Annotated in this window: 14 protein-coding genes; 6 read left to right on the top strand and 8 right to left on the bottom strand. The window is 52.9% G+C overall.

What is annotated here, in order from left to right; genetic code table 11:
- Positions 1 to 62 precede the first annotated feature (62 nt).
- The gene (locus BOC67_RS08750) at positions 63 to 551 is read right to left on the bottom strand and encodes a 2'-5' RNA ligase family protein (RefSeq protein WP_291909476.1); all 489 of its coding nucleotides are present in this window, start codon (positions 549 to 551) and stop codon (positions 63 to 65) included.
- 39 nt (positions 552 to 590) lie between these two features.
- On the opposite strand from BOC67_RS08750, the gene BOC67_RS08755 reads away from it, so the two are divergent.
- Positions 591 to 1013, top strand: coding sequence for a hypothetical protein (locus BOC67_RS08755; RefSeq protein WP_291909479.1), 423 nt, complete (start codon positions 591 to 593; stop codon positions 1011 to 1013).
- Positions 1014 to 1136: 123 nt separating this feature from the next.
- Entirely contained in the window at positions 1137 to 1559 is a 423-nt protein-coding gene (locus tag BOC67_RS08760; RefSeq protein WP_291909483.1) for a VOC family protein, read from the top strand.
- Positions 1560 to 1708: 149 nt separating this feature from the next.
- On the opposite strand, the gene BOC67_RS08765 is transcribed toward BOC67_RS08760, so the two are convergent.
- Positions 1709 to 2203 (bottom strand): hypothetical protein, encoded by a 495-nt coding sequence (locus tag BOC67_RS08765; protein ID WP_291909486.1) that lies wholly within the window; start codon positions 2201 to 2203, stop codon positions 1709 to 1711.
- A 131-nt stretch (positions 2204 to 2334) separates the two neighbouring features.
- Between BOC67_RS08765 and BOC67_RS08770 the strand changes: the two genes are divergently transcribed.
- Complete coding sequence (locus BOC67_RS08770) at positions 2335 to 3261, top strand: DUF6268 family outer membrane beta-barrel protein (protein ID WP_291909488.1); 927 nt, start codon at positions 2335 to 2337, stop codon at positions 3259 to 3261.
- Between the two features lie 3 nt (positions 3262 to 3264).
- On the opposite strand, the gene BOC67_RS08775 is transcribed toward BOC67_RS08770, so the two are convergent.
- From BOC67_RS08775 to BOC67_RS08790, 4 genes are read right to left on the bottom strand one after another with little or no spacing between them, the layout of a single operon-like run.
- Positions 3265 to 4485: an ABC transporter permease gene (locus tag BOC67_RS08775; protein ID WP_291909490.1), complete on the bottom strand. Its 1221-nt coding sequence runs from the start codon at positions 4483 to 4485 to the stop codon at positions 3265 to 3267.
- A gap of 9 nt (positions 4486 to 4494) precedes the next feature.
- The gene (locus tag BOC67_RS08780) at positions 4495 to 5241 is read right to left on the bottom strand and encodes an ABC transporter ATP-binding protein (RefSeq protein WP_291909492.1); all 747 of its coding nucleotides are present in this window, start codon (positions 5239 to 5241) and stop codon (positions 4495 to 4497) included.
- Positions 5238 to 6476: an efflux RND transporter periplasmic adaptor subunit gene (locus BOC67_RS08785; protein ID WP_291909494.1), complete on the bottom strand. Its 1239-nt coding sequence runs from the start codon at positions 6474 to 6476 to the stop codon at positions 5238 to 5240. The genes BOC67_RS08780 and BOC67_RS08785 overlap by 4 nt, the downstream gene beginning before the upstream one ends.
- 12 nt (positions 6477 to 6488) lie before the next feature.
- On the bottom strand, positions 6489 to 7850 hold the full coding sequence (locus BOC67_RS08790; RefSeq protein ID WP_291909496.1) for a TolC family protein: 1362 nt from the start codon (positions 7848 to 7850) through the stop codon (positions 6489 to 6491).
- Between the two features lie 210 nt (positions 7851 to 8060).
- Between BOC67_RS08790 and BOC67_RS08795 the strand changes: the two genes are divergently transcribed.
- On the top strand, positions 8061 to 8768 hold the full coding sequence (locus BOC67_RS08795; protein WP_291909499.1) for a DUF92 domain-containing protein: 708 nt from the start codon (positions 8061 to 8063) through the stop codon (positions 8766 to 8768).
- A gap of 102 nt (positions 8769 to 8870) precedes the next feature.
- Here the strand turns inward: BOC67_RS08795 and BOC67_RS08800 are convergent, their stop codons facing one another.
- The gene (locus BOC67_RS08800) at positions 8871 to 12089 is read right to left on the bottom strand and encodes an LpqB family beta-propeller domain-containing protein (RefSeq protein ID WP_291909503.1); all 3219 of its coding nucleotides are present in this window, start codon (positions 12087 to 12089) and stop codon (positions 8871 to 8873) included.
- A gap of 104 nt (positions 12090 to 12193) precedes the next feature.
- Positions 12194 to 13072 (bottom strand): hypothetical protein, encoded by an 879-nt coding sequence (locus BOC67_RS08805; RefSeq protein WP_291909505.1) that lies wholly within the window; start codon positions 13070 to 13072, stop codon positions 12194 to 12196.
- Between the two features lie 114 nt (positions 13073 to 13186).
- Here BOC67_RS08805 and BOC67_RS08810 point away from each other — a divergent pair, with 114 nt between their 5' ends.
- The gene (locus BOC67_RS08810) at positions 13187 to 13624 is read left to right on the top strand and encodes a DinB family protein (protein ID WP_291909506.1); all 438 of its coding nucleotides are present in this window, start codon (positions 13187 to 13189) and stop codon (positions 13622 to 13624) included.
- A 39-nt stretch (positions 13625 to 13663) separates the two neighbouring features.
- Entirely contained in the window at positions 13664 to 14059 is a 396-nt protein-coding gene (gene pth2 / locus BOC67_RS08815; RefSeq protein ID WP_291909508.1) for an aminoacyl-tRNA hydrolase, read from the top strand.
- Positions 14060 to 14418: the final 359 nt, after the last annotated feature.

Raw genomic sequence — 14418 nt, forward strand, 5'->3', positions numbered from 1 at the left:
AAAATGACGGATTCCTAAGATAAGAAATTATCCGCTGCCGCTGTATTCCTGCGGTGTAACACCTATTCGGAGAAGGGATAGAAAGCCAGCGGTTTCCAGGGCCCGTGCAGGTATTTCCAGGTATGGAGGCCGGTGGTCTTTACCTGGAAAGGCGAAAAATTTTCCAGCAGCAATTCCTTTGTGCGGGCTGCTTTGAAAGCCGTCACTTTATTTTGAACAGTAATGTGGGGGTGTAAAGGCTGTTGGTCTTTTTTGGGGAGAAACTGGCGCCACAGCTGCTGCATTTTCCCGTGTAGCTGCAAGAGTTCATCGCTGTGTGCCGTATAAGCACATCCGGACCCAAATGAAAAGATGCCCCGGACGTCCAGTAGCAGCGGAGGCCGCCGGACCAGCTCCGGTAACGCGTCTGCGATAATGGGCTGTTCATCCGGCAACTTGTAAAAAAGGGTTATATGCGCATCCAGGTAGTTGGCATGCGCCGGGAAATGCGCTTTGCGCAAAGCGTTGAAATAGGCCTGCGCACTATCTTCCATTTGCAAAGTCAGAATCATATCCGCTGCAATTTAATTTTAATCCCCGGTTATTTATATTTGCAACAAGAGCTTACAGCATTGATAGAAGAAACGGATATACGAAACGGCAACTTGGTGGCCTATTACGACCGCAATATGCAGGAAACCGTCTTTGCGGTGGAAGGCGTATGGCAGGGATACCTCTATAATTCCGGCCTGCCCCTCAGCAAGATACCCTGCCAGAAGGCCAATCCCATCCCGCTGGAGATCAGCTGGCTGGAACATTTTGGCTTTCTCCCCGGCGAAGCGGATCATAACGAGGACCCGAATGTATATTCCCTGAAATACAACCGCCTGCACAGCGTGCATATACGGGTGCAGCAAGGCGTCTTTCAACCCGTGGCGGACAGTCCGGCCGGGCAGGTGCCCTACGGCCGCCCCCTGGCGCATGTGCACCAGCTGCAGAACCTCTTCCATGCACTGACCATGGAAGACCTGTAGAACGGCAGGATTAATCCCCCTTTGTCACATTCGCCCCTCATTTTGTCTTAATTCCCCATCCCTGCGCAACAACATCAACTGTACTTTTGTATAAGCAATTATCCACCAAAAAATTTGCAGTATATGGCAAGTGTAAATCCTTATTTGAACTTCAATGGTCAGTGCGAGCAGGCGTTTCTGCAATACGAAACCGTGTTCGGCACAAAAATGCAATTCCTCTCCCGCTTCAGCGAAATGCCGCCGGATCATCCCTGCGACCCCGAGGAAAAGGACAAAGTCATGCACGTAATGCTCCCTATCGGGAAAGGAACGGTACTCATGGGCAGCGATATTCCGAAAGCTTACCAGCAGCCCAGCACCGTATCCGCTTCGTTTGCCGTAGCCGTAGCGCCGGACAGCGAGGAGGAAGCAGAGCGGATCTTCAACGGCCTCGCAGAGGGCGGCAATATTACCATGCCAATGGGTAAAACCTTCTGGGCCGAAAAGTTCGGCATGTGCGTGGACCGCTGGGGAATTAACTGGATGGTTAATTATGTGAAAATGTAACCGGAATTAGCCGGATGGTTAATTACGGGGAAATGTAAACTGGAATTAACCGGATGGTTAATTATGTGAAAATGTAAACACGAAAAACCGCAACTAAAAAAGTCTGCATCACGTATGATGCAGACTTTTTTATTGGTTCAATCAAAAGCCTAGCCGCGTGGTGCAGGATAGGCGTCGCGATTCTTCTCCAGCTCTCCTATAAAGGGTATTGCATTGAGGATAGATGATTTTATGGCGTTTTGCAGGTAGAGTTCCAGTTGCATGAACTTCGCCGCATTTTTGCCGCCTAATACTTTTGAAAAACGCTTGAAATATTTTTGATAGAATTTATCGTAAGCCAGGTCGTTGGAGAGGGTCCGTTTAGCCAGGGACGTTGCCGATTCATCATCCAGGGTATTGTACAACCGCGTATAGTCCTGCAATATTGCCAGCCGCTCGCGGCTCAGGGAACGGCGGTCCGCCTCATACTGATCATACAGCGCCCAAAACGGATCATTGCTGTTATTCCTGAAATCCATGTACTGCGTTACCAGCGCTTTCTTCTCCTTCCCGAATACCGACTGGATCGTCTTCAGGTCGCTATCCTCCTGGGCAAACAAAATATTCCCTGAAAAAAGCAATAGCAATAACAGTACGAATCTCATAAAAGCAGTTTACAAGGAGATATAACACCATTTTTTCACAAAGGTTCAGGAAAGAAATATAAAATTAACGGAACAGCCATAGGGGTACACCCGCCCTGACCGTGTCGGAGGTGATATCTAATTAAACTGTGATGTTAAAAAAACTACCGTTCTTATTACTGCTCGGCGCTGCAAGCCAGGCCCATGCCCAGTTAGGCGCTGCTTCCCTCAAAGGCCCCGGCATCGCCGTCAGTACGGACTTCCTCCCCGCCAGCCGCTACATCCGCCCGGAGGACAGCGTAAAGACCTCCTCCACTACCAGCCAGCTTCGCTATAACTTCGGCGCCAGCTTCGTACTGTCGTCCAAAACAGATACCGCTACGCACAGGCTCCGCATGTGGACGGCCGACGTTTCCGGCAGCTATACCAAACTGGACAATAAAGACTATACGAAAAAGATATTCCCGGAGGAATTGCTGGATGCCTCCGTAGGCCTTAAATACATCCACTCCCTGCGAAATAACTGGACCCTGCTGGCAATGGCCTCCGGCACGCTGGGAACGGACCTGGAAGAGATCAATTACGACGACTTGTTCCTCCAGGGCGGCGTCCTCTTCCTCAAACAGCACAATAAGCGCTTTGCCTACGGCTTTGGCGTGGTGCTCACCAACGCCTTCGGCACCCCCATGGTATTGCCGGCATTCGGCATCCAGTACAAAACGGATAACAGGTTTAAGATCGATATCAACTTCCCGGAAAAGATCGCCATTGGCACGCAGCTCAACAGCTTTACGGAACTGGCCCTGGCCGTACGTGTACGGGGCGGCGCCTATGATGCCACCCGCGGCGTGGACGGCAAGAAGCTGCTCAGCTATTCGGAGTTCAGCGCCGGCCTGGAAAGCACCTGGCACTTGGGCCGCCCGTTCGATTTCGTAGTGTCCTGCGGCAGCATCCTCGCCAGCCAGGTATCCTATTCGGATAAAAAATTATCGGAGATGTTTAAGGACAAGCCGGCCCATCGTTTGGCCACCAACGTGTTTATGAGCGCGGGCTTCCGCTGGAATATCCCGCATAAATAAAGGCTACTCGTAACGCAACGCCTCGATAGGATCGAGCCTGCTCGCCTTCTGCGCCGGGTAATACCCGAAAAATACGCCCGTGAGCGCACATACCATGAACGACAGGATGATGGAACTGCGGGATACCAGCGTGGGCCATCCCAGCGTCAGCGTGATCACCTCGGAGGCGGTAATGCCCAGCACCACCCCGATCAATCCGCCGGTGATGCTGATGATAATGGCTTCCACGAGGAATTGCAGGAGTATGTCGATCCCTCTAGCGCCAATGGACATACGCAGTCCGATTTCCCGGGTGCGCTCCGTTACGGATACGTACATGATGTTCATGATGCCTATCCCGCCTATCACCAGGGAGATGCCGGCAATGGCGGTAAGCAGTATGGTGAGTAAGCTGCTGGTAGAGCTGAGGGTTTTGATCAGCTCCGCCATGGTTCTTACCTGGAAGTTATTTTCATCCGTAGCACGCAGGCGGTGCGTTTCCCGCAGCACGCTGGTGATCTGATCTACCGCAGCATCGGAGGCATCTTCGCTCACTGCGGACGCCAGGATGTTTTGCAGGTAGGTAGTGGCGAGTACGCGTTTTTGAATGGTGGTATAGGGCGCTACGATAATATCGTCCTGGTCCTGCCCGAAGGAGCTCACGCCTTTGGGCGCCAGCGTGCCGATGACCTGCAGGGGAATCTTGTTGAAGCGGATCACCTTTCCTATGGGATTCTCCCCGCTGGGAAACAGGTTGTCGACCACGGTTTTGCCCAGCAGGCAAACCTTTGCGGCGGATGCCACATCGGATTCAGAATATAAAATACCATCCTGCAGGGTGAGCTTACGGATGTCGAAATAATCCGTATTGCCGCCCTGCAATTGGGTAGGCCAGTTGAGCGCCCCGGAAATAGCCTGCCCCCGCGAGGAGGATACCGGCGATACGGCGGAGAGCAGCGTGGCCCTTTTTTTCAGCGCATCCACATCCGCCACGGTGAGGGTCTGCACGCTGGAACCTTCCAGCCGCGCGCCTCCGGCCACATTGCTGGCCGGCATGATGGTGATCATGTTGGAACCCATGTTGCCCAGTTGCGACTGTATGCTTTCCTTGGAGCCCTGCCCGATGGCCACCATCGCGATCACCGCAGCCACCCCGATGATGATGCCGAGCATGGTGAGGAAAGCCCGCAGCTTATTGCGTTGCAGTGCCAGCAAGGCGAGTCGTATGAGATTGAAAATACTCATGGCGGTATGTTAATAGTCGTCCGTTACCGGAAGCGCAGCCAGCGCCTCTTTGGCGGAACGTACGTTTTCGTTGAAATAATCTTTTTGCACGCGGCCGTCGCGCAGCATGATGGTGCGGCTGCTGAAGGAAGCGATGTCCGGCTCGTGCGTGACGAACACAATCGTTTTACCCTGCTGGTTCAGCTCCTGCATCAGCGCCATGATCTCATAGGAAGTGCGGGTATCCAGGTTGCCCGTTGCTTCATCGGCCAGGATCATTACCGGTTCATTAACGAGGGCGCGGGCGATGGCCACGCGTTGCTGTTGCCCGCCGGAAAGCTGGCTGGGCGTATGATCCAGCCGCTCGGCCAGTTTCACTGCCTCCAGCGCTTTGATGGCTTTTTCCCGGCGCTCCTGCGTGCCGATGGCTTTATTATAGAACAGTGGCAGCTCCACGTTTTCCAGTGCGGACGTGCGTGGCAGCAGGTTATAGGCCTGGAATACAAACCCGATTTTCAGGTTGCGCACCCTTGCCAGGTCGTTACGGGATTGGTTGCCCACATTGGTACCATCCAGTATATACGTCCCCGAGGTTGGTTTATCCAGGCAGCCGAGGATATTGAGCAGCGTGGTTTTGCCGCTGCCGCTGCTGCCCATGATGGTTACAAACTCCCCGGCGGTTACGGTGAAGTTAATCCCTTTCAGGGCCCGTACGATTTCGGTGCCCATGCGGAACTCACGCTTGATATTGTCTATTTCCAATATTTTCTTCGTCATCGTCTTCTTCCCATTTTAGGCATGAACGGGGAGCCTCCGGCCGGGCTGGAAGCCGTGCCGGCAGCGGCGCCTCCCTCCTGCCCGGTGATCACCTTGTCGTTGATGGTGAGGCCGTGCAATACTTCCAGCTGCGTGTTATCGTTTAGGCCTGTACGTATGCGTTTCTGCTGAAGCGTGTCGCCACGCAGCACCCATACAAAGTTGACGGCGCCTTCCCGCAGCTTTTTATCCGTATGAATGCGGTTGGTGTCCTTCGGCTCCGGGGGCGCGTTGCGGCGCACGGCCGGCAGTATGATGTATTGTTTGGACAGGGTAGCGGAATCCGGTCTGAACTTCAGGGCCCGCACGGGTATCAGCAGGGCGCTGTCCCGCTCCGCCGTGTAGATGGTCACGTTAGCCGTCATTCCCGGCTTCAGCTTCATCTGGTTATTGCTCGCGTTGATGATGGTGTTGTATGTGACAACGTTGGAGGAAACGCTGGGCTGCAGCCTGATTTCCTGCACCCGGCCGTCAAACACATCGTCCAGGTAGGCATCCACGGTGAAGGATACACGCAGGCTGTCCCGCACCTCGCCGATGTCCGCTTCATCCACGCTGGCTTCCACCTGCATCTTAGTAATGTCCTTGGCAATTACAAAGAGCGTTGGCGTATTGAAGCTGGCTGCAACCGTTTGCCCGATGCTCACATTCCTGTTGAGTACCACGCCATCGATCGGGGAATAAATATTGGTGAATTCGAGGTTGGTCCTGGCGGACTTCAGCTGTGCCGTAACGGCTGCCACGTTGGCTTTGGCGGCATTTAACTGGTAGGCGGCGTTATCGTAATCCGCCCGGCTGATAGCGCCTGTTTTATACAGCAGTTGCTGCCTGCCGAAGTTCGCCGTCTGGTAGGTCAGGTTGCTGTTGGCTACTGCCAGCTGCCCGGTGAACTGATCTACCGATGCCTGGAACAGCGTCTGGTCCAGCTGTGCCAGCAGCTGTCCCTTTTTTACCTGGGAGTTGAAATCCACGTACAGGTACTTCAGGTAGCCTGAAACCTGCGTACCCACTGCTACGGTATCTACCGGCTGTATGGTGCCGGTGGCAGTAACGGTGGTGGCTATATGACCATACTGCGGAAATTCCGTCGTGAAGGTGGTTTTTACCGGTGGTTTCCTGAAAAAGAAATACCAGATCAGCAGGAGTGCCAACAGCACTGCTACTATAATAATGATCACCCGTTTATTTTTTGCCATAGCGCTCAGCTTTTATAGTTTTACCGGGATGCCCCTGTAAAAATCATAGATCCTTATATTAAGTGCCGCGTTGTATTTCGCTTGTATGTAGGCTTGTACGGCCTGCACATAGAGGTTTTTCTGCTGCAGGAACTCCACGATGTTGGCCACGCCTACTTTCAGTTGTTCGTTAGCGATGCGGTAGCTTTCCTGGACGTATTTAAACTGCTCTACGGCGGCATCGTACTGGGCCTGCGCATTCACCACGTTGATGTAAGCCTGCTCCACTTCCTGCGATAAATTGGTCTTGGTATTCTGCAGGTTGAGGTTGGACTGATCGATATTGATTTTCGCTTTTTCGATATTGGTCTTGTTTACTTTCCGCGTGAAGATGGGGACGGACAGCGTCAGCCCGATCTGCTGGTAGAAGTTATTATCCAGTTGCTTGAAATAGGCATAATCATTCCCTGTGAGGTAGTTGCTGGACAGCGATCCGCCGGCGGTGAGTACGGGCAGGCGTCCTGCCCTGGCCTTTGCCAGGTCCAGGTGGGCCACATCCACATTCAGGTTACTGCTTTTGATTTCCGGCCGGGTTTCAAACGCTTCCTGCTGCGCCTCTTCTACCGGCGTCAGCAGCCCGGTAGCCATGAGCGTATCCGGGGATACGATGTCAAAAGGCTTGCCTGTGGGCAGCTGCAGGATTTGTTTAAGGGTAAGCATGTTCTGCCTGCGTGTATTCTCCGCCGTTATGAGGGTATATTTATCGTTGGCCAGTTGCGCCTGCAGCTGGGCCAGGTCCTTCAGGGCGATGCTACCTACGTCGTACTGCTGTTGTGCCCTTGCTACCTGCGCTTCCGAGGTGGCGACGATATCGCGGATGTAGATAATATTTTCCTTCGCCAGCAGTATGTTCAGGTAGGACTGTGTGATCAGCAGCGTAATGTCGTTCATTTGCTGCGCGATATTTAAGTCCGCCACCTGGGTAAGGATGTTCTTCTGCTCAATGTCCCGGTTGAGGTAACCGCCATTGTATAACGTTACGCTGGAATTCAGTCCGTAGTTACCGGAAGCGTTAACCGTATAGGCCTGGTTGCTGCTGTTGGATTTGCCGCCGGTAAAATTCTGCGTGGCGGTGGCGTTGAGGTTAGGCAGCCGGGCCGCGCGGGAGAGGATGAGGTCCTGCTCACTGGTTTGGCGGCTGAGGCGCAGGCTGTTGAGCGTGATGTTATAGCGCATGGCATAATCGAGGCATTGCTGCAGGTCCCACACGACGGGCGAAGCTGAATCCGCCGGGGCTTGGGCGAAGCTGCCGTGTGCCACTAGCAGCAGCGCCCAGGTGAGCATGACTTTTGGCATTTGCCTGAAAAAATGATGAATCCGGAGAAGTGGTATCATAATCCCTGCTAAATTTAAATCCATGATAGGGTAAGGCGCCCGATACACTAATCAGCCCGCCAAACTTCAAGCCGGAAAAGTTGCAACAGCGCGCAACATCGCGGATGATAACATCATATAACACTGCTTAACACTAAATAACAAATCATAGCGGCCCAATCATTCATATAACAAAATAATTTCATTAAGGTTGTATTTTTGGCCACAACTATGGAATGGATCATTGTAGCAGCGCTGGCGGCTTTGGCTGCGGCCCTGGTAGTAAAAAAGAAAAAGCTCACGCCGGCGGCCGGCCTTACGGGCTGGCTGGTGGCCCTGGCAATATATATGGGTACCCGTTATGAAGGGCTGGCTTACCTGGCCCTGTTCTTTGGCAGCGCCACCTGGGCTACGCGGCACCAGCGGGCTGCCAAGGCCGGCGTTGGGAATGAAGCGCATACCGAGATCCGCCAGGCCTCGCAGGTATTGGCCAATGGCGGCGTGGCCGCCCTGCTGGGATTGGCCGCCTGGCTCCTGCCGCAGTACAACGGGCTGTTTGCGTTGCTGATGGCCGCAGGCTTTGCCTCCGCTACGGCGGATACGCTTTCCTCTGAACTGGGTACCGTGTATGGCCGCAGGTTTTACAATGTAGTTTCCTGGCAGCCAGATACCCGCGGGCTGGATGGCGTGGTTAGCCTGGAAGGCACGCTGATAGGCGCTGCCGGCGCGGTGGCTGTGGCGGGCGTATATGCCGTGTTTCGCAGGGTGGATGCAGGTTGTATGATCATAGCGCTGAGTGGCATCCTGGGGAATTATATCGACAGTGTGCTGGGAGCTACCCTGGAAAGAAGGCGGCAGCTGAATAATGATATGGTGAATGTGTTGAATACGCTGGGGGCGGTGGGGATTGCGTTTGCATTGTATGCGGCGTTCAGGTGACAGGGGATCATATACCCGGAAAAAAAACATCCTCCCGCTACCTGCGGAAGGATGTCTATACTGTAAGAACAAAACAATTGCGTTGTTACTGAAAGCCGATGCTTATTTAATAGCATTCAGCATTTCTTTTACTGCGGCTTCCATCTGCGCGTCGTTGCCGGCGAGGAAACCTTCATAAGGCAGCGGCACGCGTACGTCCGGCTCTACCTGCAGGTTTTCCGTAGGACGGTTTTCAGCGCCGATGGTAGCTACCATTGGAATACCGAACACGATGGTAGGATCTATCTGGGTTTCCCACCATACCGCCGTACCGGTACCAGCTACCGGCATACCTACCAGCTTACCCAGTTTGCCTTGCTTGTACACGTAAGGGAAGATGAAAGCGTCGCTGTAGTTGCCTTCGCTCATGACCACGCAGCTTGGGCCCTGCCATACGCCCATCGGCTCGCCGCCATTGAGGCGGTTACCCTGCGGCGCAAATTCCAGGTACTTTTTACCGCTGAGGAACTGGTACAGGTCATCATGCAGCCAGCCGCCGCCATTGAAGCGGGTATCCACGATCAGCGCTTTCTTGTCTTTATTTTTACCCATTACCACATCGTACACGGAGCGGAAGCTGGCATCGTTCATACCTTCCACATGCACGTAGCCTACTTTACCACCGCTCAGCTTATCCACCAGTTTGGACATGCGGTCCGTCCAGCGTTTGTACATCAGGGCAGATTCCTCCCCGCTGCTGATCGGCTTAACGGTTTCCTCCCAACGTTGTTTGGTGTCAGGGTTGTAGATACTCAGCAGCACATTGCTGTTGACCTTACGGTTTAACAGGGTAGCCCAGTCGAAGCTGTTGTTAACCGCCACGCCGTCTATCTTTTCAATGATATCTCCTTTTTTCAGTTTGGAGCTGGCTTTATCCATCGGTCCGCCGTTGATCACTTCTTCCACTTTGAGGCCGTCCGCGGTGGAGGTTTCGTCATAGAGGAGTCCCAGTGCGGCAGTCACGTCGCCATTGGCGATCATCGGGCTGTAACGGCCACCGGTGTGGGAGCCATTCAGCTCGCCCAGCAGTTCGCTCAGCAGCTCCTGGAAGTCGTAGTTATTGCTGATATGCGGCAGGAATTTAGCGTAGTTCTCACCGTACATTTTCCAGTCGATGCCATGGAGTTTAGGATCATAGAATTTCTCTTTCACCTGTTTCCATGCGTGCCAGTAAATGTATTCGCGTTCTCTCTCCTGGTCGAGGGACATTTCTGAACTGATAGTCACCGGGGTGATTTTGCCGGAATTGGCATCTACTTTCACCACGCTGCCGCGGTTGCTGACAAACACGGTGTTGCCGTCCTTGCTCAGTTCCAGTCCGCCCGGAGAGCCGCCGAGTTTAGCGAGTATCTTGGTTTCGCCGGTCCTTGGTTCCGTAACCCAGAGGTCGTACCCTTTCTCGAAGGCGGCCATGTAAAACACTTTGCTGCCGTCTTTATTGAGTACATAGTCGCTGATAGAAGCACTGTTGATAGTGAGTTTTACGCGACGGTTTTCCAGGTTATCGAAATTGGGCTGCCAGGCTTTTTTCGCAGTTGTATCTTTTTCTTTGGCCTTTGAGGTATCTTTTTTGGCGTCGCCTCCTTCTTTCAATAAATTAAATTCATCTTTAGACAATTTGAATTTATCGTATGCTTCCTGGTCGAGGAATACCGCATAGATATCTACCTCGCGGCTACCTTGTTTGGCGAGGGATTTACGGCCATCGCGGTTGTTGTACCAGGTCATCATTTTACCGTCAGCGGCCCATTTACCGTTGCCTTCACCAAAGCCGCTGTTGATCGGATAGAAAGGCGTTCCTTTTCCATCGGCAGCTAACAGGGCGAGGTTGCTGGAACCGAAATAGTTTTTCTCATCGTCTACCAGGAGCCACTTGCTGTCCGGTGACCAGGTAAAGGACCAGTCGCCGTCGGAATAGCTGTGGTTATGGCCTTCCGGCAGGATGGTGCGGGTTTTACCGCTGGCGATGTTGAGTACTTTCAGCACGTTGCGGTTTTCCACGTAGGCGACTTCTTTACCATCCGGGGAAACCACGGGCTGGAACTCTTCCGCCGAAGTGGCAATTACCGGCTCTTCCTTCAGCAGGGTAGCGTTGAAGAAGAAAGGCTCTTCCTTGCGTACGATGGTGGATTGGAAGATGTCCCAGTTGCCGTTACGTTCGGCGGCGTAGAGTACTTTTTTGCCGTCGGGCGACCAGCTCACCATACGCTCCTGCTGGGGCGTATTGGTCAGGCGTTTGGTCATGTTGCCTTCCACGCTGGTAACGTACACTTCTCCCCTGGCAACGAAAGCCATTTGCTTGCCATCAGGGCTCATGGAGAACTCAGTGATATTACCGGAAACAGGCACGTTCTTCACCACGGATTCGCGGCCGTCGTTGAAGATCTGTACGCTTACTTTCTTTGGCTTTTCGCCTTCCTTCATCGTGTATATCTCCCCGTTAAAGGTAAAAGACAATACGCCGTTATCCGCTATAGTCAGGCTTCTTACCGGGTGGTGGGAGAAGCTGGTCAGTTGTTTCAAACTTGATTTATCCGACAGGGAGGATTTGAAGATATTCTGGGAGATACCGCCTTTTTCACTCAGGTAGTACACCTCGTTGTTAGCGCCGAAAACCGGTTCGCGGTCTTCCCCTTCGTAGGAAGATACCTGTTCGTATTTACCTTTGGCTACATCCATCACCCAGATGTCGCGCGTAACGGCGGAGGTATGGTGTTTACGGAAAGGATCTTCGTAACCTTTACGGTCCTGGAAGATGATTTTGCTGCCGTCTTTGTTATAGCGGGCAGCGTCCATGCCGGCAGCGCTGAGCAGTACAGAGCGGCCGCCGGTAACCGGTACTGTGTACACGTTGCGGAAAACGCGGTTGGGAAAACGTATGCTCGATGCCGGTGCATTGCGTACGCTTCCGAACAGCACCTGTTTGTTATCCGGTGTAAAATCATACGGATAATCGGCCGCGCTGTTGGTCGTGAGTCGCACAGGCGTGCCACCGGTAGCCGGCATCACAAACACGTCGAAGTTGCCGTGCCTGTCGCTGGCGAATGCGATGTATTTACCATCATGACTCCAGACCGGCATCATATCATGCGCTTCATGAATGGTGAGCGGCACTGCCACTCCGCCATTGGCGTCAACGCGGTAGATGTCGCCCTTGTAGCCAAAAACAATGGTCTTACCATCCGGGGAAATGGCTGGATTCCTTAACCAAAGGGCATTATCCTGGGCATAGGAAGAGGCGGCGAGCAGTATTGCCGCACAGCTGAATAAAATCTTCTTCATAAGCGGTATTAGATAGCTTTGTATAACCGCCTAAAATAACGAAATACCCCCGCTTTAGCAATGGCTTACTTGACAAGCGGTTCCCAGGTCCAATAGCTGGAAAATCAGGTGGTCTTGTAGAGATACCATCCCCCGCCGAGGTCGCGCAGCATAATGAGGTCAGAATCATAGAGGTCCGGCAGTTCTTTCTTGTCGGCCACGTACATATAGCCCACGAAATTATCGATCATCCCGCCGATCAGGAAACGGATGGCTGCGGGGCCTTCGGCTTCGCCGGTGACCACATTTTCTATCAGGAGCTTTTTGTAGTCCTGCGTGTATTTGCGGAGCAGTTTGCGGTATTTGCCCTTTTGTTTGGGGGTGCGTTGTATTTCCGCTACAGCGCTGTCTTTAAGGCGGTTGAAGGCGGCTTTGTTGCGTTGAAAATGATCGGCGATGCTGTCATCCAGCGCGAGGGCGAGGCGGAGGTTACCGACGAGGAAATGGTAATCGTCCATAGAGGTGAGCATTTTCAGCGCATTGCCCTGTTTATCTTTTTGCGCGGCAGCAATGAGGGTATCGAGGTAGCCCTGCGGCATTTGTTCCAGTTCTTCCAGTTCTGCCTGCATCATGCCTGTCATGGCCAGGGAGCGTACGCTTTGGAGTTTCCAGGTAGTATCCTTTACCATGCGGAGATAGAGGTCAGCGCCGTTGCCGGAGGAGTCGACTGCGGTGAGGTTGATCAGTGCGAGGCTATCGCGCTGGTCGAGCACGCGCCAATGCAGCGTGGCGTTGCCCAGATCGCGGCCGTTGGGCGTACCATCATATTCTCCCGTGATATATTTTGAGATATCCGGTACAGAATCTTTTCCGAAAATTATCTGCGCCACTTTTAATGCTTCATTGCTATTCACTCCTTTGGCGCCGGGCACTTTTTCGTTGCAGGAAAAGAAGCTACTGATAATCAGGGCTAAACAGGTTAATAAGATAGTGTTGCTTCTCATGATAAACAGGTTTTACCAGGAAATGGTCAGCCCTAAAGATACGAATATCATAATAAGCGATATATACATTTAAAAAATACCAGTTACCTTTAGCGCGGTCAAAAAATATATAGCATGAAACGCCCTGCTTTAGAGCGCTTAGCCCAAATCCTCCGGGAGGTACCCGGCAAATTATCTGCATTTTCCACGGAAGCATGGAACACGCCGTATGCACCCGGCAAGTGGAATAAAAAACAGGTGATTGGTCATTTGATTGACAGTGCGGTGAACAATCATCAGCGATTTGTGCGCATCCAGTTTGAGGACGCGCCGGTGATACGCTACGCACAAGAACAGTGGAATCAATACAGTTATCATCACTTGCAAAATGAGCAGCTGTTGTTACAAACGTGGGTAAGCCACAACACCTTTCTGCTGGCGCTTCTGCAGCATATTCCGGAGTCGGCGCTGGAACGTACCGGCATCGGCGGAGAAGGGCAACCGTTTACGCTCGCATACATTGTGGACGACTATGTAGCGCACATGGAACATCACCTGCAACAGATATTGTAGTGCGAACATTTCCATAATTTCGTGGAAAACCAATTCATTATGTCATCCAGGAATATCAAGCAGGTGATTGTCATGCGCAAGGATCTCAACATGCGTAAAGGAAAAATGATTGCGCAGGGCGCGCATGCTTCTATGGCTTTTCTGACGAGGCAGGCGGTCATAGAAGGGAATACGTTGCATACGCCGTTGCGTAACCCGGAAGAGGTGCAGGAATGGATTTCGCTGGGGTTCACGAAAATTTGTTTATCCGTTGATTCGGAGGAGGAACTGGTACGGATATACGAACAGGCGGTGGCGGATGGGTTGATTGCGTCGCTGATCACGGATTCCGGGTACACGGAGTTTGGGGGTGTGCCGACGAAGACGTGCTGTGCGATTGGGCCTAACAGGAATGAGGAGATAGATAGGATTACGAAGGAGTTGAAGTTGTTGTAGGGGCGGCTGGTTGCTCGCAGAGAGGCGTAGGGTGCAAAGGCGCAAGGAGGTTTTTTTAAGGGAGCAGAGGGCCTGCGGCCGGGCGAGTGGTTGCTCGCAGAGAGGCATAAGGGGCAGAGAGGCAAAGAAGGGAGTTTTTAAGGGAGCAGAGCGAGTGGTTGCTCGCAGAGAGGCGTAAGGGGCAGAGAGGCAAAGAAGGGAGTTTTTAAGGGAGCAGAGCGGGTGGTTGCTCGCAGAGAGGCATAAGGGGCAGAGAGGCAAAGAAGGGAGTTTTTAAGGGAGCAGAGCGGGTGGTTGCTCGCAGAGAGGCATAAGGGGCAGAGAGGCAAAGAAGGGAGTTTTTAAGGGAGCAGAGGGCC

Source organism: Chitinophaga sp. CB10, from assembly GCA_001870995.2.
GTDB lineage: Bacteria > Bacteroidota > Bacteroidia > Chitinophagales > Chitinophagaceae > Chitinophaga.

Excerpts from the sequence above, each read along its gene's own strand:
- BOC67_RS08770 (WP_291909488.1), top strand. The coding sequence starts at position 2,335 with ATGTTAAAAAAACTACCGTTCTTATTACTGCTCGGCGCTGCAAGCCAG.
- BOC67_RS08785 (WP_291909494.1), bottom strand. The coding sequence starts at position 6,476 with ATGGCAAAAAATAAACGGGTGATCATTATTATAGTAGCAGTGCTGTTG.
- BOC67_RS08800 (WP_291909503.1), bottom strand. The coding sequence starts at position 12,089 with ATGAAGAAGATTTTATTCAGCTGTGCGGCAATACTGCTCGCCGCCTCT.
- BOC67_RS08760 (WP_291909483.1), top strand. The coding sequence starts at position 1,137 with ATGGCAAGTGTAAATCCTTATTTGAACTTCAATGGTCAGTGCGAGCAG.
- BOC67_RS08765 (WP_291909486.1), bottom strand. The coding sequence starts at position 2,203 with ATGAGATTCGTACTGTTATTGCTATTGCTTTTTTCAGGGAATATTTTG.
- BOC67_RS08810 (WP_291909506.1), top strand. The coding sequence starts at position 13,187 with ATGAAACGCCCTGCTTTAGAGCGCTTAGCCCAAATCCTCCGGGAGGTA.
- BOC67_RS08775 (WP_291909490.1), bottom strand. The coding sequence starts at position 4,485 with ATGAGTATTTTCAATCTCATACGACTCGCCTTGCTGGCACTGCAACGC.
- BOC67_RS08780 (WP_291909492.1), bottom strand. The coding sequence starts at position 5,241 with ATGACGAAGAAAATATTGGAAATAGACAATATCAAGCGTGAGTTCCGC.
- BOC67_RS08795 (WP_291909499.1), top strand. The coding sequence starts at position 8,061 with ATGGAATGGATCATTGTAGCAGCGCTGGCGGCTTTGGCTGCGGCCCTG.
- BOC67_RS08790 (WP_291909496.1), bottom strand. The coding sequence starts at position 7,850 with ATGATACCACTTCTCCGGATTCATCATTTTTTCAGGCAAATGCCAAAA.
- pth2 (WP_291909508.1), top strand. The coding sequence starts at position 13,664 with ATGTCATCCAGGAATATCAAGCAGGTGATTGTCATGCGCAAGGATCTC.
- BOC67_RS08750 (WP_291909476.1), bottom strand. The coding sequence starts at position 551 with ATGATTCTGACTTTGCAAATGGAAGATAGTGCGCAGGCCTATTTCAAC.
- BOC67_RS08805 (WP_291909505.1), bottom strand. The coding sequence starts at position 13,072 with ATGAGAAGCAACACTATCTTATTAACCTGTTTAGCCCTGATTATCAGT.